16 protein-coding genes and 1 riboswitch are annotated in these 26,845 nt (G+C 59.2%); of the genes, 8 read left to right on the top strand and 8 right to left on the bottom strand.

Annotation, left to right across the window (positions count from 1 at the left end):
• Nucleotides 1-66: 66 nt before the first annotated feature.
• The 4 genes from HXO69_RS05380 to HXO69_RS05365 form a co-directional block, all read right to left on the bottom strand.
• A complete protein-coding gene (locus HXO69_RS05380) occupies nt 67-2,049 on the bottom strand; it encodes a M13 family metallopeptidase (protein ID WP_296545762.1) in 1,983 nt (660 codons plus the stop codon).
• 229 nt (nt 2,050-2,278) lie between these two features.
• On the bottom strand, nt 2,279-3,727 hold the full coding sequence (locus HXO69_RS05375) for an MFS transporter (protein ID WP_296545761.1): 1,449 nt from the start codon (nt 3,725-3,727) through the stop codon (nt 2,279-2,281).
• Nucleotides 3,728-4,242: 515 nt separating this feature from the next.
• Nucleotides 4,243-6,570 carry a 5-methyltetrahydropteroyltriglutamate--homocysteine S-methyltransferase gene (metE, locus tag HXO69_RS05370; RefSeq protein WP_296545758.1) on the bottom strand — a complete coding sequence of 776 codons (2,328 nt, stop codon included), beginning with the start codon at nt 6,568-6,570 and terminating at the stop codon, nt 4,243-4,245.
• 148 nt (nt 6,571-6,718) lie between these two features.
• The gene (locus HXO69_RS05365) at nt 6,719-7,624 is read right to left on the bottom strand and encodes a methylenetetrahydrofolate reductase (RefSeq protein WP_296545757.1); all 906 of its coding nucleotides are present in this window, start codon (nt 7,622-7,624) and stop codon (nt 6,719-6,721) included.
• 117 nt (nt 7,625-7,741) lie between these two features.
• Nucleotides 7,742-7,858: riboswitch (SAM riboswitch) on the bottom strand.
• Between the two features lie 346 nt (nt 7,859-8,204).
• On the opposite strand from HXO69_RS05365, the gene HXO69_RS05360 reads away from it, so the two are divergent.
• From HXO69_RS05360 to HXO69_RS05345, 4 genes are all read left to right on the top strand, one after another.
• Nucleotides 8,205-10,007, top strand: coding sequence for an ABC transporter ATP-binding protein (locus tag HXO69_RS05360; protein ID WP_296545755.1), 1,803 nt, complete (start codon nt 8,205-8,207; stop codon nt 10,005-10,007).
• 4 nt (nt 10,008-10,011) lie between these two features.
• Nucleotides 10,012-11,754, top strand: coding sequence for an ABC transporter ATP-binding protein (locus HXO69_RS05355; protein ID WP_296545753.1), 1,743 nt, complete (start codon nt 10,012-10,014; stop codon nt 11,752-11,754).
• A gap of 36 nt (nt 11,755-11,790) precedes the next feature.
• A complete protein-coding gene (locus tag HXO69_RS05350) occupies nt 11,791-12,792 on the top strand; it encodes an aldo/keto reductase (protein WP_049327436.1) in 1,002 nt (333 codons plus the stop codon).
• A 223-nt stretch (nt 12,793-13,015) separates the two neighbouring features.
• Nucleotides 13,016-14,458, top strand: coding sequence for a sugar porter family MFS transporter (locus HXO69_RS05345; RefSeq protein WP_296545751.1), 1,443 nt, complete (start codon nt 13,016-13,018; stop codon nt 14,456-14,458).
• An 83-nt stretch (nt 14,459-14,541) separates the two neighbouring features.
• On the opposite strand, the gene HXO69_RS05340 is transcribed toward HXO69_RS05345, so the two are convergent.
• Complete coding sequence (locus HXO69_RS05340) at nt 14,542-14,823, bottom strand: type II toxin-antitoxin system prevent-host-death family antitoxin (protein WP_005509047.1); 282 nt, start codon at nt 14,821-14,823, stop codon at nt 14,542-14,544.
• A 175-nt stretch (nt 14,824-14,998) separates the two neighbouring features.
• Between HXO69_RS05340 and HXO69_RS05335 the strand changes: the two genes are divergently transcribed.
• A complete protein-coding gene (locus tag HXO69_RS05335; RefSeq protein WP_044143528.1) occupies nt 14,999-15,292 on the top strand; it encodes a type II toxin-antitoxin system RelE/ParE family toxin in 294 nt (97 codons plus the stop codon).
• Between the two features lie 334 nt (nt 15,293-15,626).
• On the top strand, nt 15,627-16,838 hold the full coding sequence (locus HXO69_RS05330; RefSeq protein ID WP_005507311.1) for a cytochrome P450: 1,212 nt from the start codon (nt 15,627-15,629) through the stop codon (nt 16,836-16,838).
• A 188-nt stretch (nt 16,839-17,026) separates the two neighbouring features.
• Here the strand turns inward: HXO69_RS05330 and HXO69_RS05325 are convergent, their stop codons facing one another.
• Together HXO69_RS05325 and HXO69_RS05320 are read right to left on the bottom strand one after the other, a co-directional pair.
• Nucleotides 17,027-17,923, bottom strand: coding sequence for a lytic transglycosylase domain-containing protein (locus tag HXO69_RS05325; RefSeq protein ID WP_296545748.1), 897 nt, complete (start codon nt 17,921-17,923; stop codon nt 17,027-17,029).
• Nucleotides 17,924-18,158: 235 nt separating this feature from the next.
• The gene (locus HXO69_RS05320) at nt 18,159-21,044 is read right to left on the bottom strand and encodes a multicopper oxidase domain-containing protein (RefSeq protein ID WP_296545746.1); all 2,886 of its coding nucleotides are present in this window, start codon (nt 21,042-21,044) and stop codon (nt 18,159-18,161) included.
• 340 nt (nt 21,045-21,384) lie between these two features.
• On the opposite strand from HXO69_RS05320, the gene HXO69_RS05315 reads away from it, so the two are divergent.
• Together HXO69_RS05315 and HXO69_RS05310 are read left to right on the top strand one after the other, a co-directional pair.
• Nucleotides 21,385-22,773, top strand: coding sequence for a glycosyltransferase 87 family protein (locus HXO69_RS05315; protein ID WP_296545744.1), 1,389 nt, complete (start codon nt 21,385-21,387; stop codon nt 22,771-22,773).
• Entirely contained in the window at nt 22,770-24,338 is a 1,569-nt protein-coding gene (locus tag HXO69_RS05310) for a glycosyltransferase 87 family protein (RefSeq protein WP_296545742.1), read from the top strand. Before HXO69_RS05315 ends, HXO69_RS05310 begins: the two co-directional genes overlap by 4 nt.
• Nucleotides 24,339-24,457: 119 nt before the next feature.
• Here HXO69_RS05310 and HXO69_RS05305 read toward each other — a convergent pair whose 3' ends face one another.
• Complete coding sequence (locus HXO69_RS05305; protein WP_296545740.1) at nt 24,458-26,587, bottom strand: hypothetical protein; 2,130 nt, start codon at nt 26,585-26,587, stop codon at nt 24,458-24,460.
• Nucleotides 26,588-26,845: the final 258 nt, after the last annotated feature.

The following is a 26,845-nucleotide window of genomic DNA, read 5'->3' as shown; positions in this document are numbered from 1 at the left end:
GTAATAAACCCACGCGGGGGGCGCCTTTCTTATATATGCAATAAAGCATATACCCTTATCGGGGTGCTACCAGATGCGCACGCGCTCCTCCGGAGCCAGGTACAGTGCATCGCCCTCAGAGACATCAAACGCCTCGTAGAACTCGTCAATATTGCGCACCACACCGTTCACACGGAACTCATCCGGCGAGTGCGGATCCACCGAAATCATCACCTCAGCATGCTGCGGGCGGGACTTCGTGCACCAGCCGCGAGCATTCGAGAAGAAGAAACGCTGAATAGCGGTCATACCGTCAATCACCGGTGCATCATCCAGCGACTCAATACCCTGCTTCTTCAAAGCCAGACGGTATGCCTTCAACGCAATCGACATGCCGGACAGGTCGCCAATGTTCTCGCCCAGAGTCAGCTCACCATTCACGTGGAACTTCGGATCCAGACCCACCGGAACGTACGCGTTGTACTGCTCCACCAGGGCTGCGGTACGCTCCTTGAACTTCGCGTAATCTTCCTCAGTCCACCAGCTCTCCAGCTTGCCGTCGCCGTCGTAGCGGGAACCCTGATCGTCAAAACCGTGGCCAATCTCGTGGCCAATAATCATGCCGATATTGCCGTAGTTCGCCGCGTCGTCAGCATCCGGGTTGAAGTACGGCGGCTGCAGAATAGCTGCCGGGAACACAATCTCATTCGCCGGCGGCATGTAGTACGCGTTCACGGTCTGCGGAGTCATCAGCCACTCCGACTTATCCACCGGCTGACCCTTGCGGGCAATCAGCCAGTCAGCGTCAAACGCACCGGTACGGCGCAGGTTCTCGAACAGGTCACCGGGTACCAGCTCCAGTGCGGAGAAGTCACGCCACTTATCGGGGTAACCAATCTTGGTGACGAACTTCGACAGCTTCTCCAGCGCCTTCTCGCGGGTTGCCTCAGTCATCCAGTCCAGCGACTCAATAGACTCGCGGTACGCCTCCAGGAGGTTGCCGACCAGAACCAGCATCTTCTCCTTGTGCGAGGGCGGGAAGTGCACAGCCACGTACTCCTGGCCAATCTCCTCACCCAGAGCCTTCTCGACAGCGCCCACACCGCGCTTCCAGCGCTCACGAATCTGCTGGGTACCGGAAAGGGTCTTGCCGTAGAAGTTGAAGCTCTCCTGAACCAGCTCGTCGTACATGAACGGTGCACGCGAACGCAGAACAGTCCACACAGCCCACAGCTTCCAACTCATCAGCGGGATGGAGGTGAACAGCTTAGCCGCACCCTCAAAGAAGGACGGCTGAGCCACAATAACCTGGCCCAGGCTCTCCGGCTCGGCGCCCAGCGCCAGCAGCCACTGCGAGAACGGGAAGCCGGGGAACTTCTCCTCCAGCTCGGTCGCCTGGTACGGGTTGTAGGTCGCCTCAGCGTCGCGGTTCTCCACGACGTTCCAGTGCAGACGAGCCAGCTCAGACTCGTGGGTGAACACCAGCTGAGCCGCCTGCTCCGGGGTCAGGCCGAAGCCCTCAGCCAGACCGGTCAGCTCAAACATGCGGGCAATATGCTCAACGTATGCCGCGCACGCAGCCTCGTGCTTCTCTTCACGGTAGTAGGATTCATCCGGCAGACCCAGGCCCGACTGGTACAGGAAGAAGGTGTAGTTCTTCGGGTCCTTCGGATCGTTGCTGGTGTACCAGGCGAACAGCTGCGGCAAACCCGCACGAGACAGCAGCGCCAAGGTCACGGCAAGGTGGGAGGGGGTTGCCGAGTTCAGAATCGGGGCAATTTCCTTCAGCAGCGGCTCCAGGCCGTCCGCCTCAATCTTCTCAACATCCATGAAGGAGTTGTACAGCGCGCCAATACGGGACTCCGGCTGCTCCTTCGCGATCTTCTCCACCAGCTCACGCACGTGCTTCTCTGCGTTATCGCGGAGGGTGTACAGGCCGCCGTCCTTGGGGCGATCCGCCGGGATTTCGTGGGTTGCCAGCCACTTGCCGTTGACGTGGCGGAAGAAATCGTCGCCCGGCTTGACGGTTTCGTCCACCCATTCTTTAGTGATTCCAGAGTTAGTAGTCATGGTTCCATTCTATGTTCTTACGCCCGCAAGCCACAGGATGACCGGCACGCCGCCAGATGCTGGCTCACCGGTACAGGTGCTTCTCAGAGGCGTTTTAGGCGGCAGAAAAGGCAGGTAAGCCCCTCCAGGATGCAGAAAACCCGCCCGCACGGTCACACAACCGTACAGGCGGGTTAACATCTACCCTCTGAACTTATCTCTAGTTCAGGAAAGAAGAAGCACTATTCGCTTAAGCCTGAGCCTTCGCTGCCAGCTTCTGTGCACGCTCAGCCATCATGCGCTTCTCAGCACCGTTGACCAGCCACAGGAACAGCACAGCCAGACCGGAGCACACAATCATGAAGACGAACGCGGTGCCCCAACCCCAGTGGTCAACAATGATGCCGATACCGGCAGAAGCCAGGGTTGCACCCAGCGCGTAACCGAACAGGCCGGTGAAGCCCGCAGCGGTACCCGCAACGTGCGAGGGGGACAGGTCAATAGCCTGCAGACCAATCAGCATGACCGGACCGTAAATCAGGCCACCAATCAGAGCCAACGCAACGTACGCAATCCACAGGGGTGCATCCGAAGAAGGCAGCCAGTACAGCAGAATCGCGCCAACGGTCGCAATCAGGAACAGAATACCCGCGGGGGAGCGGCGACCCTTGAACATGCGGTCAGAAACGTAACCGCACAGGACGGTGCCACCAATGCCGGCAAGCTCCAGAATCGAGAAGCCCGCAATACCGCCCTCAAGGGAAGCGTGACGCACATCGTGCAGGTACTTCGGCGCCCACACCAGCACGCCGTAACGCAGGGTGTACACGAACACGTTCGCCAGAGCCAGGTACACCATGGTCGAGTTGGTCAGCACGTGCTTGCGGATGGTGGTCCAGGTGGACTCTGCACGATCCTCAGCGGTGGACTCAACCTTGTGCGGGTCGTTGCGGTACACGTCAACGGTGGGCAGACCCTCAGCCTCGGGGTTGTCACGAATCAGCAGCCACGCCACGAAAGCTAGAACGAAGCTGATAACAGCCGGGAACCAGAAAGCAACTTCCCAGGTCTTGCCGAACATGGAGAAGCCCCACGCAACCAGCAGACCGGACAGCGCGCCACCAACGTTGTGGGCGGTGTTCCACCACGAAACCTTAGTACCGCGCTCGCTGGTGGAGAACCAGTTCACCAGCACACGACCCGAGGGAGGCCAACCCATGCCCTGGAAGATGCCGTTGAAGACCATGATGGTCGCCATGATGGAGGCGATAGCGGCACCGTAGCCGGCAGCGCCCGCACCTTCACCCATGTAGCCGGTCAGCGCCAGCAGAATGTTTGCAACACCCGAAAGCACCAGGCCGATAGGCAGGAACAGACGCGCATTCGAGCGGTCAGAAATCATTGCGGTGAAGAACTTACTGAAACCGTAAGCCAGCAGCAGTGCGGTGGACAGCGCACCAATAGCCGCGTTGCTGAAACCAAGTTCCTTGGTCAGAATCGGGGTGACCAGCGGGACGTTGTTACGAATCAGGTAGAAGGTCGCGTAACCGATGAAAATACCCATGAAAACCTGCAGACGCATGCGCGGGTACTTTGCATTAACTTCAGCCTCGGTCAGCTGAGGCTTGGGTGCCGGAATTGCGAGCCAGCGGGGTACAGAACCCTTCTTCTTCTTCTTTGATGAAGTGGTAGTAGTCATGCTGGAATTCTAAAAACGAATTCTTATAAAAATGCTAATTTGATGGGCATATGTGCATAGTAATGCTTGTTAAGGTGAACGGATATTCAGAACGTTTATTCTTTAAATAGTGGTTTTTACCTGAAATTCCGGGGAAGACTAAAGATGCTGTGATGTATATCTAGCTACTAGGCAACATTGCCGCAGGTTAGTTAATGAATATAAATACTTTCTCCGTTGAGTAAGTATGTGTTTTGGTCAGACCACACTTAAATTTAGAGTAATTTATACCCTAAGTTCAAAAAGAAAACCACTTGAAACCAGTACATCGGCGCCCCAAAGCAGCACAGAAAAGCCCGCCCGTACAGTGCAGAAGAAAAACTGTACGGGCGGGCCGTTATCTATCCCCAAAAGCTCGGCACACAGTCGGTACGCATACCGGCTCGAAGCCGAACAGCCGCCACCTGCCGCAGGTCACCGCGAGCAAACCATCATCCGGTCAACCCGCAGCAGGCAGCGGAGCCAAGAGGCGCCTCCTAGAGGGATGCGCGAATCGCCTTGGTGGCATCCACCAGGTGACGCAGAGACTGCTTGGTCTCCTCGTAATCACGAGTCTTCAGACCGCAGTCCGGGTTCACCCACAGGTCAGCAATGGTGCCGTAACCAATCGCAGCCTTCAGCAGGGACTCAATCTCCTCCTGCGAAGGAACACGCGGGGAGTGGATGTCCCACACGCCCGGGCCCAGACCGGAAACGAAGCTCTCCGGAATGTCAGCCAGCAGCTCCATGTGCGAACGAGCCGCCTCAATGCTGGTCACGTCAGCGTTCAGAGCGTTAATCGAGTCGATAATCTCGTTGAACTCCGAGTAGCACAGGTGGGTGTGAATCTGAGTGGAATCCTTCACCGCGCTGGTTGCCAGGCGGAAGGAGTTCACCGACCAGTCCAGGTACTGCGGCTGCTCATCGCGGCGCAGGGGCAGCAGCTCGCGCAGAGCCGGCTCATCCACCTGAATGATGCGGATGCCCGCCTGCTCCAGGTCGGCAATCTCGTCGGCAAGAGCCAGAGCCACCTGGTTAGCGGTCTCGCGGCGCGGCTGGTCGTCACGCACGAAGGACCACGCCAGAATCGTCACGGGGCCGGTGAGCATGCCCTTGACCGGCTTGTCGCTCAGCGACTGTGCGTGGGAGCTCCACGGCACGGTGAATGCCTCACCGCGCAGGCCCTCGCCGTGACGCTTCACGTCACCGAACAGGATCGAGGGGCGGGTGCAACGCGAACCGTAGGACTGAACCCAGCCGTGGCGGGTGGTTGCGAAGCCGTCGAAGTTCTCAGCGAAGTACTGAACCATGTCGTTACGCTCAGCCTCACCGTGAACCAGCACGTCCAGGCCCAGCTCCTCCTGCAGCTTGATGACCGAGGCGATTTCGTCACGCAGGAAGCCGTTCAGCTCCTCGGCGGAAATCTTGCCCGCACGAGCCTCCGCACGGTGGCGGCGAATCTCAGCGGTCTGCGGGAAGGAGCCGATGGTGGTGGTCGGCAGCTTCGGCAGGTTCAGGTCAGCCTGAGCCGCACGGCGAACGTCAATGGTCGGACGGTCGAAGTCCTCAGCGGTCACAGCTGCGGCGCGGGCACGAATCTCGTCGTTGTGCTTGCGCGGGTCAGCGGCGAAGCGAGCCAGCGCCTCGTCAGCAGCCTTCAGCTCCGGTTCAACAGCAGCCTCACCCTCAGCCAGGCCACGAGCCAGCAGAGCAATCTCGGCAACCTTCTGGTCAGCGAATGCCAAGCCGTCCACGGGAACCTCGGCGGGGTCCTCAAGCTCCAGGTCGTGCGGCACGTGCTGCAGGGAGGTCGAGGAGGACACCGACACGGCACCCTCGGATGCGCCGGGCAGCGCTTCCAGGGTCTTCAGAGCGGCGCGAACATCGGCACGCCACACGTTACGGCCGTTCACAACACCGGCAACCAGGTGCACACCAGCGGCAGAGACGGATTCCAGCTCAGCCTTCGAGTACACGCCGTGCACCAGGTCAAGGTGCAGCGCCTCAATGCCGGTACCCAGCAGTGCCGGCAGGTTCTCACGCAGAGAACCGTAGGGGCTGGTCACCAGAATCTGCGGGCGCTTCTCGGCGGCAGCCAGGGCACGGTAGGTGCGCTCAGCCAGCTCGGCAACCTTCGCGTTGTCGGCACGGTCCACGGTCAGGCCCGGCTCGTCCAGCTGAACCCACTCAACGCCGCGCTCAGCCAGCTGCTCCAGCACCTGAGCGTACGCTGCAACAAACTCATCCAGACGGTCAACGGGGGAGAAGTCCTCAGCGGAACCCTGCTCAGCCTTAGCGCCCAGCAGCAGGGTCAGGGGACCAACAATCTGCGGGCGAACCTTCACGCCAGCCTTCTGAGCGACCTCGAGCTGCTCGTCAATAGCCTCAAGGTTCAGCTTAATCTCGGTGCCGGCACCAATCTCGGGCACCAGGTAGTGGTAGTTGGTGTCGAACCACTTGGTCATCTCCAGCGGAGGCAGGGTCTCGGTACCGCGCGCCAGTGCGAAGTAGCCGGGCAGATCCAGCAGGCCGCGTGCGTCCTTAGCCTCAGCCAGACGCTCGGGAACCAGGGTGAACAGGCGAACCACGTCGAGCACCTGGTCGTAGTAGGAGAAGGTCGCCGGAATCGAGTAGTTATCAGCCTTCAGGCCCGCGGCGGTCACACGCTCAAAGTAGGTGCGCTGCACGTCAGCGGCGGTGTCCTGCAGCTCCTGCAGGGTTGCCTTGCCCTTCCAGAAAGCCTCCTGAGCCTTCTTCAGCTCACGGAAGCGGCCCACGCGGGGGTAGCCAACAATGGTGGCGGCGGGGAATGCGGTGTTCGACATAATAATTTTTTCCTTTACTGGGGATAGAAATGGGAGAATCAGCGGGCCCTGCCGGCCCCGTCGATGGGGCCGAGATCCGCGGGACGCTCCCGGGGTACTTTGGGGGAAACTTGGGTGGCGCATCCGCGCCGGGTGGAGCGGGTCGCGTTTAGGCGAATTCCAGCTCGCTCAGGGACTGGGAGAAACGGTTGCTGTATCGGGGCAGGTCCAGCTGGTCCAGAACGTCCAGCACCGCCGCATGCTCGTTGAAGGTGAAGAAGTGCAGGCCCGGTGCGCCCGCATCCATCACGGTGCGGCACTGGTTCAGCGCGTAGTCCACGCCGATGCGGTGCAGCTCTGCGCTGCTGGTTGCCGTCTCCAGGGCGTACGCGAGGTCCGCCGGAACCGACATGCCCGCCATCTGGCAGAGGTTCTGCAGGCGCTTCAGGGAGGTCACCGGCATGATGCCCGGAATAATCGGGATATCCACACCCGCCAGGCGAGCCGAATCGACCAGGGCACTATAGCGCTCATCCTCGAAGAACACCTGGGTGATAGCGAAATCCGCGCCGGCACGCTGCTTGGACAGCAGAATCTCAATATCCTGCAGCAGGGATGCCGACTCGGGGTGCTTCTGCGGGTACGCCGCCACACCGATGGACACCTTGCCAGCCGCCAGGTGGGCAAAATCTTCGCGTTCCACGCGGCGAATCAGCTCGACCAGGTAGCGGGCGAAAGGAAGCTCAGAAACCTGACCCTCCTGCACGTCACCGCGCAGCGCCAGGAAGCCGCGCACGCCCAGACCCAGAATCAGACGGACCGCACGCTCCAGCTCGTGCACCGAGTGGCCCGCACAAATCAGGTGTGCCAGGGGGGTGAGGGAGGTTTCGTGCACCAGGTGGTCGAGCAGCGCCAGCGTCTTCTGACGGCGCTTCGCGTCACCGGAGTAGGTGACCGAAACGTAGTCGGGGTTGGTACCCTCAAGCTCCGCAATGGTGTGGAGCAGCGACTCACAGCTCGCGTGTGAGCGCGGAGGGAACAGCTCAAAAGAAAGAGCCGGGTGAACTGTCGTCATAACCATCCTTCGTGTTCACCCGATAGATACGCACCGTGAGGGTGCGCGAATTCTTCTGCAGGATGCGCTGTACCGGTTTGCAGGTACGACTCATCAAGGGGTGCCGAAGGGTATTCTTCTCTATCGGTTCTGGCGGGAGCACCTTGTCCGTACCCTGCACCGTGAAGGTGGGGGATACTGGCGAGGTTGCTGCGACGTCGACGAGCCAGATCTCTCGGTCGCTCTTGATAGATAACGCTTTCACTCTACCCACCGCCTCCGAGGGCGTGCAAGGGATGCGGCGGTTGATGTCCTAATATTTCTGGACATGACATTGGGGAGAAATATGAACTTAATATGACTGACTATGACGAAGGGTGCTGGGGGCGTTGCGGGTAGGGCTGTCGGCTGACCCCTGAATGCCCGAAAATATCACAGATATATCTGCTTAATATTCTTGGACACGCACGAATATGTGTGTTTTATATTTCATTGAGGGGTAAGGTAGCTAGTGAGGCACGGGTAGTGTTTCAATGTCCGCTCATCGAGGAGTTTCAGGGCTCAAAGATGAGTTCAATATGACTTTGTGAGCGTGGTGAGAATGAAAAAGCTATTTTCTTCTATACTCTGGTCCTTCCGCCTAGCATGGAAAACCTGTCCCACAACCCTGGTGAGCGCCGCCCTATCGCTAGCCGTCATTGCCTGCATTCCTCTGAGCCAGTCCCTGCTGATTGGTAATACAGTATCAGCCTTGAGCGGTTCAAATGGTGGCGCGGCCTGGATTTATATCGTTGCTCTTGCCCTTGTCGTTGGAATTAATATCATTGCCCAACGCTGGGTAATAAGTAACATGCTAATCCTCAAATCAAAGGTGAACTATCGGGTTCACTGCATGTTAAATAACAGGTTATCTACATTTCCGTTATCTGATATAGGTAGCACAAAATCACAGGAAGATATACGTGCTGCTAGAGAGGCAATATCGAAACAGGAATTGCAGGTTCACACCATGTCAGTTATGGCACTGGTGAGTGCCTTCGCAATGGTGTTACTTCTCTGTCTCAATATTGCGAACGTCAGCATTGTGGCAGCAATTTTTGCGGCACTGTGTTCACTACCCCTATCTATTGCAATGGTGATTCTCGCTAAACGTGATTACGCTATATACACCCTAATGTACGAGGACTATCGGGCAGAGAACTACTATCTAGACAATCTGATGGCTCAGAGCCGAGCCCAAGAACTTCACCTCATGAGAGCCTCCCGATTTTTCTCGCAACGCGTAGCGTCCTGGCGACGCCGGGCAGCCGGTAGGGAATTGAGCCTTGAAAGTGTTAGAGGAATCATCTCCATAGTTGCAGGGCTACTCTGCTCTGTCTTACTTTTTGCGTCCCTGTACTTCCTTGTGGATTCAGGCGCCGATATATCGTATGTGGCCGGATCGCTGATTGGAATCATTGCCTGTGTTAACGCGACCCAAGAGGTGGGATATTCATTCGGCCAGATTATTAATGGAGCATTATCTGTTCAGCAATTCCGAAGGGTATGCGACTCTGATACTTACGACCATGCTTCTGAGATAAAAACTTCTAACCCTAACCGTGAAAATATTTCAAAAATTATATGCAAAGATGTATCCGTTCAGTATGAGGGCGCGTCGTCTTTTGCGCTTAAAGATATTAATCTTGAGCTGATGAATAATCAAATGATTGCAGTAGTTGGTGCCTCGGGTGCGGGAAAAACAACGCTAATAAATGCAATTCTTGGAATTACACCAATTGCCCAGGGGAGCATAACGTATAAGGGTGCTTCTTCTGAGAGTAAATACAACATGTTGGCAAATGTTGGTTTGGTGAGTCAAGACTACGGCCGTTATGAACTGACTGTGCGTGAAAATCTTCTTCTGGGTTTGTCGCAGGAGGCGGTTGAGCGTCTTGGTGATGCTGATTTGTGGTCGGCTTTGTCGGTGGCTTGTGCTGATGATTTTGTGCGTGGTCTTGAGGGTGGTTTGGATGCTCAGTTGGGTGAGTCGTTTGGTGGTGTTGGTCTTTCGGGTGGTCAGTGGCAGCGTTTGGCGTTGGCGCGTGTGGTTCTTCGGGATGCGCCGGTGTGGGTGTTGGATGAGCCGACCAGTGCTGTGGATGCTGAGACTGAGGAGGAGATTTTTGCTCGGTTGAAGGTGGCTGCTGTTGGGCGTTTGGTGGTGTTGGTGTCTCATCGTGCGTGGACGTTGCGTGGTGTTGATTCTGTGGTGGTGTTGGATGGTGGGTGTGTGGTGGAGCAAGGAACCTACCGGGAGCTACTGAAGGCAGAGGGAAAGTTTATGGAAATTTTCAAAAATCAGATCTCTGAAGATTCTGCAGGGCGCAAAACTTCCGCTGAAAGGGACTATAAAGATGCGTAAGATTATGGCTAATACTGTTTGGTCCGTGGTTTATGCTTTCAAAAATCACCCCGTATGGACCGTTTCCTATCTAGTGTCTGTTGTGTGCCTATCACTATTCCCTGCTCTGCAGATGGAGGCTGTCACTAGACTTGTTGAGCATTTGGGCCAGAGCCAGGATGAAGTGCTCCCGCTAGCGCTGGGGGTTAGTTTTGTGCTGGCAGGATACATTGCCCTGGGACAAGCATCAGACTCTCTGCGTATGATTCTAAATTCTCGAATGTCAAGTACGGGTATTCAGAACGTATCTTCTCGTCTGGCGACTTGTTCCTCTCAGGAAATCGCGAGCGGTGATTATGCTCGCTCATCAAGGGCAGCTCATGAAGCTGTGACAGGGGGGAGCCTGGGGTCTCAAGTTTCCACTATGGGTGCTCTGATATTCATCATTTTTTCGACGGGAGCTCTTAGTTATTCCGTAGGAAAGATCAATGTATATGCTTCACTCTGCATGCTTGCAGGCATGATTCCTGTTGCCTTGATGTCACAGCTCTATTCGAGTAAGAATGCTGAGGCAATGGAAAAAATATATTCATATAGCTACAACGCGTGGCATAGCACTAACCAGATTGCACAAATAACTACTGCTCGTGAGCTTGCAATTCTGAACGCTCGGTCGTTCTTTGCGCATCGTGCTAATCAAGAACGGAAAAAATCCGGTGAGGAGGAAATTGGCCTAGCTCGTTACATCCTCAGAATATATACAATTGTTGGTTTTATAAGCGCTGCATTGCTAGCTTTAGCCCTTATTTTTCTAGCGGCCTCGGTGCCGGCTCCCGGTGCTCTTGCTGGAGCTGTTATAGGTATTACCTCGGCTATAGTCTCGCTTGGCTCGATGGGAAGCGACCTTAGCTCGATGGCAGCGGGGTCAAACGCAATTGATATATATCGAAAGTTTATTTCTAGCGCACAGCCCGAGCAGAAAAATCCGATTGCCGATATCTACCCTGAAATCTGCAGCGTTTCCATTAGGAATCTTGCTATCCAGTATCCAAAAGCTGATTCTTTAGCTCTTAAAAACATCAATCTCACTTTTGGTCCCGGGCAGATGATTGGTATTGTCGGGCCCAGCGGATCGGGAAAGACAACCCTAGTAAATGCACTCATGGGTATGCTGAAGCCCTCCAGTGGAGACATCCTCATGGGAGGTACGTCGGTACAGGACATATCACCTGATGATTTGTTGGCAAATGTTGGTTTGGTGAGTCAAGACTACGGCCGTTATGAACTGACTGTGCGTGAAAATCTTCTTCTGGGTTTGTCGCAGGAGGCGGTTGAGCGTCTTGGTGATGCTGATTTGTGGTCGGCTTTGTCGGTGGCTTGTGCTGATGATTTTGTGCGTGGTCTTGAGGGTGGTTTGGATGCTCAGTTGGGTGAGTCGTTTGGTGGTGTTGGTCTTTCGGGTGGTCAGTGGCAGCGTTTGGCGTTGGCGCGTGTGGTTCTTCGGGATGCGCCGGTGTGGGTGTTGGATGAGCCGACCAGTGCTGTGGATGCTGAGACTGAGGAGGAGATTTTTGCTCGGTTGAAGGTGGCTGCTGTTGGGCGTTTGGTGGTGTTGGTGTCTCATCGTGCGTGGACGTTGCGTGGTGTTGATTCTGTGGTGGTGTTGGATGGTGGGTGTGTGGTGGAGCAAGGAACCTACCGGGACCTAACCACCGACCCCACATCACGCTTCAGGAAGCTCTTCGCCTCCCAACTGGAGGGGAAATAACCACGCAACATGCCCCCACAACGTAGAGTTAAAAACATGGAACGTATCGAATCTCCTGTCTACCGCAGGCTCGGCAACTCCGGCCTCGTCGTACCCAGCGTCGGTATCGGCTGCAATAACCTCGGCCGCCCCGGCACCCCCACCCGCACCCAAGAAGGCACCAACGAAGTCATCGCCGCCGCAGTCGACGCCGGTATCAGCTTCTTCGACATCGCCGACCTTTACGGCGCCGAACCCGGCCTCTCAGAAACCATGTTCGGCACCGCCCTCACCCAGCTCGGCCTCGACCGCGACGAACTGACCATCGTCACCAAATTCGGCCTGCCCGTCGGCGACCTCAACGGCAACGACCGCAACGCCCGCGGATCCCGCCGCTACATCATGCGCGCCGTCGAAGGATCCCTCCGCCGCCTCGGCACCGACTACATCGACCTGTACTTCTACCACAGCCCCGACCCCAACACCCCCATCGAAGAAACCCTCAGCGCCCTCGACCAGCTCGTACGCGACGGCAAAGTCCGCTACCTGGGCCACTCCAACTTCTCCGGCTGGCAGCTCGCCCACGCCGAACACTGCGCCCACGAGCTCGGCACCGAACGGTTCATCGTCGCAGAAAACCACTACAACCTGCTCGACCGCCGCGCAGAACTCGAAATCCTGCCCGCCGCACGGCACTTCGGTATGGGTGTGCTACCGTACTTCCCGCTCGCTAACGGCCTGCTGACCGGCAAGTACCGCCGCGACAACATTCCCGCCGGTTCGCGCCTGTCCCACTCCAAGAAGAACGTGCTCGACGCCGCCAACTGGGACCAGCTCGAAGCCTTCCACACCTTCTGCACCGAACGTGGCATCACCGAGGTGCAGGCGGCGTTCTCCTGGCTCGCACAGCAGTCGCCGGTCACCTCCGTCATTGCCGGTGCGACCAGCGCCGAGCAGGTGCGCGCCAACGCACAGGCGGCCTGCCTGCGCTTCGACGCCGAGGACCTCGCCGCCCTGGACGCTATCTTCCCGGCACCGGAGAAGATCGCGCTGTTCTAAACGCATACTCCTTCTTAAGGGGAATTGAAACGGTCCCAACCGGCGGTCGTAAAATATGTCGAAAAATGTGCGTGGTGAGAAATAAATATCACCCGCCGAGCGTTTTCGCTAGGATTAGGTGAGGTGTGTCTAACCTGACGCACCTCACCTAGCCCACTGACAGTGCTGAAGAACCACCAATGTCGGTGTACTCTCCCCTAACCCCTCGGCATCAAAGGACACCATGAGCGCACAGAGCACCGCCTCCACCCTGCCCCCTCTGGGCACCGGGAAGCACAGTCGATACCTCGGCATCATCGCACTCATCGCCACCTTCGGCGGTCTGCTCTTCGGCTACGACACCGGAGTAATCAACGGCGCGCTCGAACCCATGAGCCGCGAACTCGGCATGGATTCCACCGCCCAAGGCTGGGTCACCGGATCGCTCGCTTTCGCCGCCGCTATTGGCGCGCTCGGATGCGGCCGCATCTCTGACCGGTTCGGCCGCCGAACCACCATCATTGGGTTGTCCACCATCTTCTTCTTCGGCGCCCTGGCGTGCGTCTTCGCACCCAACGTCGCCGTGCTCATCACCGGACGCACCCTGCTCGGCCTGGCGGTCGGTGGCGCCTCCGCCGTGGTGCCCGTGTTCCTCGCAGAGCTCGCACCCTACGAAATTCGAGGCTCCCTCTCCGGCCGCAACGAGCTCATGGTCGTGGGCGGTCAGCTTGCCGCGTTCATCGTGAACGCCCTCATTGGCAACCTGTGGGGCGAGCACGACGGCGTGTGGCGCTGGATGTTCGCCATCTGCACCCTACCCGCCATCGGCCTGTTCGTCGGTATGCTGCGAGTACCCGAGTCGCCGCGCTGGCTGCTGCGCGTCGGCAAGCGTGAGCAGGCGCTTGAGGTGATGAAGCGCATCCGCTCCACCGAGCGTGCCGAAGCTGAGATCGCCGACATTGAACGCACCCTGCAGGCGGAGGCAACCACCCAGAACGACGCGGCGGGTAAGGAAAGCGTGGGCGTGCGCGGCTGGTTTGTGCGCATCCTGCTCGTCGGTATTCTGGTCGGCGCGGGCCAGCAGCTGACCGGCATCAACTCGATTATGTACTACGGCATTAAGGTGCTCAAGGAAGCCGGTTTCAGCGAATCCGCGGCGCTCATCGCGAACATTGCGCCGGGTACGATTGCGGTGCTTGGTTCCATCCTGTCGCTGCGCCTGATGGAGCGTGTGCCGCGCCGCGTCATGGTCATTACCGGCTACAGCTCGACCGCGTTCTTCCACGTGCTGATTGCGGGCGCATCCATGCTTCTGCCCGCCGATAATGCGGCGCGTCCCTGGATTCTGCTGGTGCTCATCGTCTGTTTTGTGGGCGCGATGCAGACCTGCCTGAATGTGTCCACCTGGGTGATTATGAGTGAGCTGTTCCCGCTGCGCGTGCGTGCGGCGGGTATGGGTATTTCGGCGTTTAGCGGCTGGATGATGAACGGTGTGCTGTCGCTGGCGTTCCCCGTGATTCTGGGTGCGGTCGGTCTGACCGGCTCCTTCATCGGCTTTGCCGTGGTGAACGTGATTATTGCGCTGCTGATGTTCCGCAACCTGCCGGAGACTCGCGGTGTGAGCCTGGAGCAGGTGGAGCGCGGCGTGATGGACGGCAGTATCTACCCCTCCGCAGGCAAGCGTTAGATTCGGCGGTTTTTAGGCATGAATGAGGCGGGCGGCCCCTCCCCGGTGGAGGTGCCGCCCGCCTCGCAATATGTGCTGAGAGATTAGTCTGCAGGGTTCTCTGCGAGAAACTCGTCGAGGCCGATGCGGTAGCCGTCATCTTCGGCGCGTGCCTTGCGAAGAGCCTCAATGTCGAGGAGCTCTTCGTACTCTTCAAGTAGCTTCAAATCTTCGTAGGAGATGAGCGCGGCAACAGTCTTTCCGTTGCGGCTGATGAGGGGACGTTCGCCGGAGAACACGGCTTCATTGACTTTGGTTCCGAGGTTGTCGCGGAGTTCTTTAAGAGTCGTGACATTGGAACGAGTCCGGTGAGTGGTGACAGTCATGACTGGTTCCTTTCTGGGGTTTGTCCGTTAGCACCGAGGATAGTTCTTGTGCAGGTTCCATCCAGGGGGCTACTTATATAGTTTATATAGTACAACAATGTAAAGTATGTAAAAAGTGTACACTTTTTCTGCTAAGGTTGAGGGTAAGATTTAAAGCTCTGCCTGAAGGATGCAGATGACTGCAAACCATGTCTCAAACCCCGTGTATCGGGTCGAATTGACGCGCAAAGCAGCGAAAGAACTAAAGAAAATCCAACGAGAAGACCGGACAGCCTTCGAGAAAATTATCGCCTGCCTCCGATCCCTTGGTGATGACCCATATATGACGGGAGTCAAGAAGCTACAGGGCGAAGAAGGGTACAGGGCACGAGTAGGGAATTACCGCATTCTGTACACCATTGATAACGGTGCGGTTGTTGTTGAGGTCTTCCGAGTCGGTCATCGGCGAGAAGTCTATCGCGGCCTGTAGAGTGAACGCGGCGTGATGGACGGTAGCATCTACCCCTCCGCAGGCAAGCGCTAAACCTCGGTGGTTTTTAGGCAAGAATGAGGCGGGCGGCACCTCCACAGGGAGGTGCCGCCCGCCTCGTGCGTCTCGTGACCCGCCGCCCCTCGCCCCATCGCACTGTTCGTTGAATGAGAAGCAAGGAACCCCTACCCTGCGCCACCAATCCATAAGTGATACGGTCAAAGAACAAGTAATGGATTCACGTGCTGAAATGCACGCCCGACCCTGCCCCACACGCATCGCCCGGACGCCCGCATCCAGCACGCCACAACTCTATAACGAACACGGGTGAACAATGACTGAGAACGTACACAACGACTGGGACCTCCGAAGCGAAGAGGTCCAGAAGGACCAGGTAGCTGCCTACGACGCAATGCGCCGCCGTTGCCCCGTCGCCCACGACGAATTCATGGGCTACTCCGTCTTCAAAAACGCCGACGTACAGCACGTACTCGACCACCCCGAAATCTACTCCAACGTCGTCTCCACCCGCCACATCGCCGTCCCCAACGGCATGGACGCACCCGAACACACCACCTTCCGCGCGGTCAACGACAAGTACTTCACTCCCGAACGCCTCGAAAAGTTCGCACCCGTCATCCGCGACGCCGTGAAGAGCCTCATCGCAGAACTGCCCCGCGGCGAAGAAGTAGACGTCATGCAGGGCTTCGGTCAGGCATACGCAATGCGCGTGCAGAACGCCTTCATGGGCTGGCCCGCATGCCTCGAACAGCCCCTCACCGAATGGATCGAAAAGAACCGCGTCGCCACCCTGCGCCGCGACCGCGAAGAAATCGCTAAGGTCGCCCTCGAATTCGACGGCTACATCCGTCAGCTGCTCGACGAACGCCGCGAGGACGCCGCCGCCGGCAACCCCAAGGACGTCACCGCCGAACTGCTCACCGACACCGTGCAGCTGCCCGGCGAAGAACCCCGCACCATGACCGACGAAGAAATCGTCAGCCTCATCCGCAACTGGACCGTGGGTGAGCTGTCCACCGTCTCCGCAACCGTAGGCGTATTCGTCAACTTCCTGGCACGCAACCGCGCCGAGCAGGACCGCCTGCGCGCATCCCTCGCCGACGGCAACGCACTCGACGACCGCAGTGAAATCGCCCTCGCCGTCGAAGAAATCATGCGACTCGAAGACACCCTCGTCACCAACCGCCGCATCACCACCCAGGACACCGAACTCGGCGGCCGCACCCTGCCCGCCGGCTCCCGCGTGACCATCAACTGGGCAAGCGCCAACCGCGACGAGGACGCCTTCGAAGACGCCCTCACCTACAACCCGCACCGCGACCAGTCCCGCAACCTCGTGTACGGCGACGGCATCCACGTCTGCCCCGGCGCGCCCCTGGCACGCCTGGAACTGCGCATCCTGCTCGAGGAGTTGCTGCGCGGCACCGAATCCATTGAGATCGCGGACGAGAGCGAGAAGCCCGCAACCGTGAACGCCGTGTACCCGGTCTCCGGCTACTCGGTCGTGCGCGCCATCTTCAACTAGGCACGCTCTAGCCGTAAAAGCGCGAGGCGCCGAACCCTTCAGAATGGGGGTCGGCGCCTCGCGCTGTTAAGAGTGAATATAAGAGTGAATAGTGGGGGAGTGGTGGCTAGTATTAGCCGCTCACTATAGATAAAACAGAATATTACCTAGCGGCTATATAGCCTAGTGGAATACCCAATAAAGCTGATCTAGCGGCCGGAACTCGTCGCCGAAGGCTTCGTGGAAGATTCCGCAGAGCCGCTCGCAGACGGACGAGTCGAAGCACTTGCAGAAGCCGAAGCAGATGCCTCCGCCGCAGCCGATGCCGACTCCTCCGGAGACAGCGGCGTACCGTCCGCATGAACACCAGCCATCGCCGGAGTCACACCATTCACGAAGCTCAACTTCGCCTGCTTGAACTGGTACTCGGGAGAGCAAGTCAGCTTGTACTTCGAATTCGCCAGCTCGCGAATCGACTTCACATAATTCTGAGTCTCCTCATACGGGGGAACACCGCCGTACTTCTCCACAGAACCCGGACCCGCGTTATAACCGGCGAGAACCACATCCTGCAACTCATCGTCATTGGAGGCGTACTTTGCCAAACGAGTACGCAACTCAGCCAAGTAGCGCGCCTGCGCCGCAATCGCATCGTGCGGGTTCAGAACATTACCGCCATTGCCGAAGCTGTAGTGGCCACCGCTCCACGCATCATCAGTGAACTGCGCAATACCCTTAGCGCCCTGATGGGACACAACGCCCACACGCCAGTGGCTCTCGGTCTCAATCTGCGCCGCCATCACGCCGGGACGGAAACCCGACACCTTAGAGCCCTGCTCAAAATCGGATCGGAGAGCCGCCGGAGCATACGAAAGCTCAGTCATGCCGCAATAGTCGTCATAGGTGGCTGCCAGGCCGGCAACACCGCCACCCAAAAGAACCGCAGAGGCAATAATCTGCCAATGCGCAAGTGCCCCGGCAAGAATGCGTACCGGAAAAGGCTTACGCTGCCGAGGAGAAGTCTGTTCGTCCGCCGAAACGAAGGTGTGGTTGGAGGCGCTCGTAGCGCTGCGCTCGGAAGAGGCGCTCGAAGTGCTATCTGCCATTCCTATAGACTAGCGCACCATGCCCGCTCCTGGCTAAGAAAAGTTCGCCCATGAGGCTAAAAGCATAGTTTGCCGCAGTGCGGGCAGGCTCCTGTTTGGGTGCTTGCGCGGGTGCAGAAAGACCCCGCCCGGCGCATCCAATCACAGGATGCACCGGGCGGGGTCAATCTCTCGGCGGGCGGTAGAAGCGCCCTGTACGAGCTACCAGCTACCAGCTATTAGCGGTCGGTAATCACTAGCGGTCAGTGACCACGATCTTGCCGGCGGCACCGCGCTCCATCTCCGAGAAGGAGTGGTTCACGAACACGTAGGTGCCGGACTCCAAGAACTGCATCTCCACGAAGCCACCCTGCGCGGGCGCCAAATCGAGTGCCTGGCTGTGGCCGTCACGGCTGCCGAACGCATCCGCGCCGCGGCGCATCAGGTAGCCGCCCTCCTTGTAAACTGTGTCGAACTGCGAACCGACCACGTGGAAGCTCGTGCCGTGGTTCGGGCCAGCCGCCATCACCCAAATACGGATACGCTCGCCCTTCTTCACCTGCAGCGGCTTCGCCTTGTACTGGGTTGCGTGGCCGTTGAACATGGTCAGCGTGGGGGTGCCCGCCGCGATCAGCTCCGGCGAGTTCTCCGCGAGCTTGTTGCCGTCGGAGGCGGTCTTGCCGGTGTCGTGCAGGTATGCCTCGCCCTGAACCATCACGTACTCGTGATCGACCGGGTCAAGGTCGGCAGGGTCGATAATGACCGCGCCGTACATGCCCTGGGTCATGTGCAGGCTCAGCGGGGCGGTACCGCAGTGGTACAGCCAGATACCGGCGGCCTTCGCCTCGAAACGGTAGACGAGACGCTCACCGGGGGCGATGGTCTTCATCGTGTTATCGGGGGAGACCATGCCCGCGTGGAAGTCCAGCGAGTGGCCCATCGTGCCGTTGTTGACGAGTGTAATTTCAAAAATGTCGCCGACCTTGCCGCGCAGAATCGGTGCCATGTTCTGCCCGTTGAACGTCCACATGTGAACGGTCACGCCGGGCGCCACCTCGCGGTCGACTTCCTGCACGTCCAGGGTGACCTTGCGGACGGTCTTACCGTTCACTTGCTCGGCGGTGTTCGGTGCCGGGATGTTCGGGTCGCGGTACTTGTAGCCGCTGCCGGGTGCCGCGGACATGTCGATCTTGCTGTTTGCAACGGTCATGAGGGTCGGGGTGCTACCCGACGCGGCGTGGTTGTGGGTAGCGTGGTCGCCCTGCGCCACCTGGTTTGCGGAGGCGCCGGTCGCCTTCACCTTGAACACCATGCCCAGGGAGCGGTGGCCCGCCACGGAGCAGTAGCCTTCCTGATCGGCGGTAATGATACCGGCGTCGACGGTTTTCGTTTCGCCGGGGTTGATGGTGCCGGTGGTTGCGCCGTTGTCGAAGGTCAGGTCGTGGGTCATGCCCTGGTCGTCGTTGGTGACCTCGACGACCAGGCGGTTACCGGCGGGGACCTCCACCTCGGCGGGGGTGAAGCGGTAGTTGCTGGTTGCCTTCACCTTGACGGTGGTGGTCTGACCGGTCGCAGCTACGGAACCCGCCGAAGAGAACGACGGCAGGTTCAGTGCGGACGGGTTCACCGCGAAGCCCAGCAGGAACGCCATAGCAACCGCCAACGCAGCCTGGAAGCTCTGCTTAGCGTGCGGGACGGGTTCGGGGGTGAGCGCCTCCTGGTTGAAGACGGGCTTCTCGCCGCGGGCGCGTGCCGCCATCATTTCCTTGCGGGTGTTCACGGACGCCTTCACGCCGCGCACCATCAGCGGAATGAACGCCATGAGCGCCAAAGCACCCACAATGGCGACGGCAATCTTGATGGACTGACCCACCACGGAGCCGGGCATCATGAAGATAATGAGCGCCAGGTTCACGGCGGTTACGCGTGCCGCCGCGAAACGGCTGAACTCCTTGTTGGAGGCGCGCACCACCGCCGGGCCGCCGCCCATACGCTGAGGCAGCAGGTAGCTCATCGCGCCGAGCAGCAGCTGCAGCAGGAAGCCGACCACGAAGATGGGGGTCACGGCGCGCATGTCCAGCTGTGCGAACGGGGTGGTTGCCACCATGTACGCGGTCGCCGCTACACCAACAATCAGCCAGAGGAAGCCCATACCCACGCTCATCGGCGGGTACTCGTTCGGGCGCTTGGTTTGCAGGGTACGCACCATCACCCAGGCGACAATGAGCAGGCCAACCAGGTAGACGACCAGACCCGCGGCAGCGAGCGGACGCATCCCAAAAATCGCGCCGACAAGGGTCAACACCAGGCCGCCGCACATCAGGTACAGGGCGCGCAGGCTGTGGGTGAGCGCCTTATCGACCATCTTCGTGCGCAGCATGGTCGGCCAGAACGTCACCAGCGTACCCACCGCGGTAATACCGACGAAGCCGAGTACGTTCACCGCCTCGTGCGCGAGCAGGAACTGCGAATGCAGGGTGCCGGACAGGTTCGGGTAGGCAATCATGCCGCCAAATGCCGCACCGAGGGGCAACATGAGTGCCGCAATAATGTAGAAGCGAATCGTCACACCGAATCGCGACGGCAGAGCCTGACGCACCTGCTTCAGCAGGTAGATGCCGTGCCAAGCGACCATCGAACCGACAATGAGGGCACCGACCACCGTGGCGGCGTAGAGCCCGGGCACGCTCAGCTGACCGACCATACCGATCATGAGCACGAGAATGCCCGCGTTCAGAATGAAGATGCGGCGCACCTGGGTGCCGCGGTGCTCGTCCGGAATCTTGATCTTCATGAGCGCTTCGGTGAAGTGCTGCGACCAAATCAGAATCGAGTTCGTAATCAGGCCGAGGGTGACAATGTGCACCATCAGCCAGCCGCTATTCGGGATGAACTTATGCAGTAGAAGCACGGCGATAAGGGTAAACATCCAGTGCGAGACCGGCTTGGAGGCGCGACGGTGCCACGTACCGCGACCGGATGCGCGGCGTGCAATCTCTTCGGGGGTGAGGTTCGCGCCGGGCGCCTCAGCGGGACGCATGCCAATGCTCAGGCCGGAGGAGCCGCCTCCGGAGACGTTCGCGCCTGCGGGCTTGCCGCTCGTGTTCTCGCCTTCGGGTGGGGTGCCGAGATGTTCACTCACGTGATCACTGCTTTCACTGCTGGTTGTTCGTGGACGTCGGTGTGCGGGGCACCGTCAGCCCCTGCGTTGGGGCGGGTGCCAATAAGCCCATTATATTGCCCGAGTAGTACCAATTTTGAAGACATTACGTGCATATGAAGGCGGCTTGTAGCGTGATAGTTCTGCTGCACACCCGAGCGAATCTGCCCCTATGAATCTGCCCGAGCGAATCTGCTTCTGGGATTCTTCTCTCCGATGCATCCTTCACAGGTGCGCGCGATAAACTATTAGGATTCCAAAATCAGATGCCCGCCCACCCTGCGCGCGCATCCGCCGGCACCAAGGTAAGGACAAGCACCTCGTGACAAGGACTGATTCCACTACCCCCGTGTGGGGAAAAATTGCTATTGCGGCACTCATCCTCATCATTGGCGGTGGATACGTCGTCAAAATGCTCACCAACCCCTTCGCCGGTATGGATTTCTCCATCTACCGCCTGGGCGCGATGACCATTTTCGATAACGAGGGCTTCACCCAGGACCTGTACTCCCCGACCCTGAACGATCACGGCGAGATTAAGCCGCCGTTCACGTACCCGCCGTTTGCGGCGATGCTGTTCTTGCCGTTCGCGTTCCTGCCCCTGGAGGTCGGCAAGGTCATTATGGTGCTCGGTTCGGCTGTGGTGGCGTGGTGGATTTCCACGATCATCTACAACTACGTGAATGCGCGCGGCCGCGAACTGCCCCTGCAGCAGTACTTTGGTCGTGCCGGCACGATTGCGGTGCTGACTATTCTGGTGGTTTCGGCGGGCCCGTGGCAGCGCACCCTGGATTTGATTCAGATTAACCCGTTCATTACGGCGCTGATTCTTGCCGATTTTGTGCGCCCGGCAACCCGTGTGCCGCGTGGCGTGCTGATTGGTATTGCGGGCGGCGTGAAGTTGACCCCGCTCGTGTTTGGCCTGATTCTGCTGGTCCGCCGCGATTGGAAGGGCGTCGCGACCCTGGGTGCGACCTTCTTCGGTACCATTGCGCTGGGCTTCATCCTCATGCCCAAGGACGCGCCGGAGTTCTGGTTCTCCGCGTTGACGAACCCTTCGCGTGTGGGCGGCCTGAACTTTGTGGATAACGTCTCGATTCAGGGCTGGCTGCTGCACTTCGGCCTCTCTGAGAGCGCCGTGAAGCCCATCTACTACGCCCTGGCGCTGGTCACGATTGTGCTGACCGCCGCGCTGCTGTACCAGCTGGAACGCCGCGGTGCCGCGCTGGCGCAGGTGGCGGTGACCGCCTCCCTGATGGTGGCGCTGTCGCCAATTAGCTGGTCGCACCACAACGTGCTGCTACCCCTGCTGGCGTTCATTTTCATCATGGATGCGTTCCCCACCTATTTTGCGGTTCAGCCTGCGTGGCTGCGCGTGCCGGCGACCGTGTTCGCGGTGGTTGCGGTGCTGGGCCTGTACATTTCGCCGATTAAGATTGCGTCCTGGTTCCACGGTAGTACCGATGGTTTGGAACAGTTGGCTCCGGGTGCGTTGGCGGTGTCGGCGGTTCCGGCGTTCTGCCTGTGGGTGACGATGACGCTCTGGTCTATTGCCGCGCTGACCGCGCCGGTGCGTGGCGCGAAGGTTGAGCCCGTGCAGTACGGCTCCGTGCGTAGCGACGCGCCGCTGGGCTGGTGGGGCGCTCGCGCCCTGGTCGCCGAGAGCGCCGAGTCTGTGCGTGCCACTGCATCTCGTGAGGCAACCGCGTGAGCCGCGAGAAGGAACTAGAAAAGACCCCTGTGAATACTGATAAGAACACCGCGAAGACCGAGGCGGCTGCGCCCAGGATTCCGTGGGCTTCGGCTTCTGTTGCTGAATTTGCGGCGGTTACGGAACCGGCTGTTGAGAGCGCTGAGCCCGTTGCGGAGCCCGGCGCATCCTCTGTAGCCACCGCGGAAAAAGCGGCAAAGGAAGCCGCCGCCGAAGAAACCGCTAAGGCACCCGAAAAGCTTGCTCGTCCCGGCTTCTTCGACCGCATCCCCGGCATGCGTAGCGGCGCTCTGTGGGCGCACCTGCTGTTCATCCTGGTTGCCCTCTATGCCTTCGACTACGTGACGCACGCGGCGGCTGACGATATTTACGTTTACCGCCTGGGCGCGGTTTCCCTGGCGGACGGCCCGGACGGCTACCAGCTCTACGGCTTCCGCACGCGCGGCCTGCCGTTCACGTACCCGCCCTTTGCGGCGCTGCTCTTTTATCCGCTCGCGTTCCTCACCGAGCCGCAGAGCATGCTGCTGATTACCGCCATCATTTGCGTGCTCTGCTACTGGTGCGCGTACCTGCTGTACTCTTACGCGCGTAGCCGCTCGTGGCGTCTGCCGCTGCAGAAACACGTGGGTCATTGGGGTATGGTGTCGCTGATTGCGGCGCTGATTTGGATGTGCGGCCCGTGGCGTTTGACCACGCATTTCGGGCAGATTAACGCCATTATTCTGATGCTGATTCTTGCCGATTTTATACGCCCGGCAACCCGCGTTCCGCGCGGTGTGCTGCTGGGTATCGCGGCGGGTATTAAGCTGACCCCGCTCGCGTTCGGTCTGCTACTGCTCATGCGTAAGGACTGGAAGGGTATTGCGACCCTGGGTGCGAGCTTCGCCGCGACCGTGGGTATCGGCTTCCTGGTGATTCGTGAGGAGTCGTTCACGTTCTGGTTCCACGCGGTGCATGATACTTCGCGTGTGGGCTGGTTCAGCTACTTCGATAACGTGTCGATTATGGGCACGCTGACCCACGCGGGCCTGCAGCATCACCTGACGGCGACCGCGCTGTCCGTGGTACAGGTGGCGCTGACCCTGCTGATTGTGCTCGTCACGGCGGTTCTGCTGGTTCCGCTGATTCGTGCCCGTGCACTCATGGCACAGCTGGCGCTGACCGCGTTCATGATGCTGCAGATTTCGCCGATTAGCTGGTCGCACCACAACACCTGGTACCCGCTGATGCTCGCCGCCGTGGTCATGGAAATCTTCCCGCTCATGTACCAGCGGGTCAGTTCCTTCGTGTTCACGCTGGCTGTTATTTTGGCGACCGCGGCGCTGGTGGGCATGTACATTTCACCGTTCTGGATTGTGCTGGCGTTCTCCCCGCACTTCAGCTCAGATCAGATTCTGCTGGTGCCGGAAGGCTCCCTGGGTCTGATGGCGGGCACCATGCCGTACCAGCTGATGTACCTGTTCATCCTCGTCACGTTCTTCGTGTACCTGGCGAATCGTCAGCTGGTGGAGCGTGCGGCACGCGCCGCAGGTGACGAGCTGGCGGAGGCGAAGTACTCCCGTTAAGGCGGCGGGCGCCTCCAGCAGGTGCACAGGCCTCACCGGGCATAAAAGTATCCCCCGCACCCATCACGGATGCGGGGGATAACTTTATGCACAACCTGCTGACCTAGTCAGCCAAGCTGTTAGTTAGTGCCGATGCTCCAGGTGATGTTGGAGTCGGTACGAACCTGCAGGTAGCTCTTGTTGCTCTGAACCCACTGTATGTTGCTCTTCACGGTCGGGATGGTCGAGGAGAAGAACGGGTCGTTCTTGGTCGCGTTCAGAACGGTGAAGCCGCGGGTGGTCGGGCCGTTGGTCTGGAACTCCATGGTCGCCTCGGTGCCTTCGTAGGTGAAAGCGTAGTAGTTCATGGTGCTCTGGAACTTCTCACCCTTCTTGTAGTGGGGTGCGGAGTCTGCATCGTAGACGCGGATGGTCCACTCGCCCTTACCGGTCAGATCCAGCTTGCGGGTGGGGGTGGAGTGGCTGCTCGCGTCAATCCACGCGGTGCCCTTGATCTCCTTGCCGTCGCGGCTGGAGTCGAGAACGCTCACACCCGAGGTGAGGTTGCCCTTGTCGTCACGGCTGGTGATGAAGGCGTTGACCACGCCCTCTGCGGGCTTGAACTCGTAGTAGATCAGGCCTGCGGACACATCGCCCTTGATCTTCTCAATGTCGATGGTGTCCTTGTTGTCGGCGACGGTCTTCTTGTATTCCTTGAACTCACCCTCGGGCATCTTCGCTTCAGCAGCAGCAACGGGTGCTGCGGAAGAAGCGGAAGTACCTGCCGCCGCGCTCTCAGATGCGGGAGCGGAAGAAGCCTCAGAGGATGCTGCCGCGGAGGACGCCTCAGCGGAAGTAGCCGCCGCGCTCGATGCCGCCGCAGAATTGGAGGCGGGGTTCGAGTTACCGCGCGGAATCAGCATGACAATCGCCAGGATGATGACAATCAGCAGAGCCAACGCACCACCGATAACACCCCACAGCTTGGTGCCGGAGAGCAGGCCCTTCTTCTCGGAGCCGTCCTCGCCATTGCCCTGGTTACCGGGCTCGGTCATGTAGGGGTTGCTGAGCGCTACGGTTGCCTGGTCCTGATCAGAAACCTGACCCTGGTAGGGCTGCTGAGCGTTGTACGGCTGACCCTGGTAGGGGTTGCCCTGGTACTGGCCGCCCTGCGCGTTCTGACCCTGGAAACCCTGATCCTGGTAGTTGCCACCCTGGAAGTTCTGGCCCTGGAAGCCTTCAGCCTGGTTCGGCTGGAAGCCGTTCGATGCCTGACCAGCCGGGAAGAACTGTGCGTTCTGGTCACCCTGCACGTTCTGACCGGGCTGTACATCCTGACCGGGCTGCTCCGAGAGGTTCACGGTACGCTCGGACAGGTTGACGGTGCGCTCCGCCTCGGGGGTGTGGAACTCAACGAGCGGGGAGCTCTCAATGGTGTGGGGAGCCTCTTCGGTGGAGGCGGGAGCCTCAGCTACGGGAGCCTCAGCGACCGGCTCGACTGCCGGCTCAGCGGCAGTGGGTGCCTCGGGGGCAACCTCGGCGACGGGCTCAACAACGACGGGCTCGGAAACAACCGGCTCAGACAGTGCGGGCTCGGCAACCGGTGCCTCAACAACGTGTGCCTCAACGGGCTGCTCGGAAGCGACCGGCTCAGCAACTGCGGGAGCCTCAACAGCGGGCTCTTCAGCCGCAGTCTCCTCAGCAGAAGCCTGCGGGGTCAGAACCTGCTCGGGCAGAGCGGTACCTGCCAGCGGAACCTGAGTCAGGTGACGCATCGGCTTGGGCTCGGAGGATTCCTCAGCGGGCTCCTGAACGGGCTCAACCGCAGGCACCTCAGCCTGGGGTGCGGGAGCCTCCGGAACCTCAACGATCTGCTCACCTTCGAGCTCAGCGGCGAGCTGCTCCAGGTCAACGTCCTCAACGGTCAGCGGTGCCGCAGCCTCGGTGGGCTGCTCAGCCTCAACAGCGGACTCAGCCGCGTGCGCCTCAACAACGTGCGCCTCAACGGACTGCTCGGAAGCAACCGGCTCAGCGACTACCGGCTCAACAACCTGCTCAGCGGGAGCTGCCTCAGCAGCGGGCTCCTCGGGAACCAGCGGCTCAATAGTAGCCTCTTCAACCTGAATGGGTTCGGGCTCGGGCTCTTCGACCCACAGCTGCCAACCTTCAGGAACCGGACCCCACGCGGGGTCGGGGCGCCACGTAGGAGTGGGGGTCCAGCCGGCAGGAGGAGCGGGCCAGTTGGGCGGCGGATTGAAGACGAGTGCCATAAGAAAGCAGCCTTTCTGGTGCTGAAAAAACACCCCGGAAGAGCGGTCATCAGCGACTATGTATATGAGCGTATTGTCGCTACAAATTATGGCATAGGTTCAGAACATGAACCCCGTGAATAGTGGGTTTTTAGCCGTATTCACGGCTTTTTCAATGGTTTTGAAACATTCCGTATCAATCAGTACTTGAAGGTTTCAGTATGCCCGGTCACCATCGAGCCCGCGAAGGATAGGATTAAAGAATGAACACGACACCGC

Origin of the sequence: Rothia sp. (in: high G+C Gram-positive bacteria), assembly GCF_015265375.1 — a bacterium.
Classification (GTDB): Bacteria; Actinomycetota; Actinomycetes; order Actinomycetales; family Micrococcaceae; genus Rothia.
The sequence above is the reverse complement of the archived record's forward strand: the minus strand, read 5'-3'. Positions and strand labels throughout refer to the sequence as shown.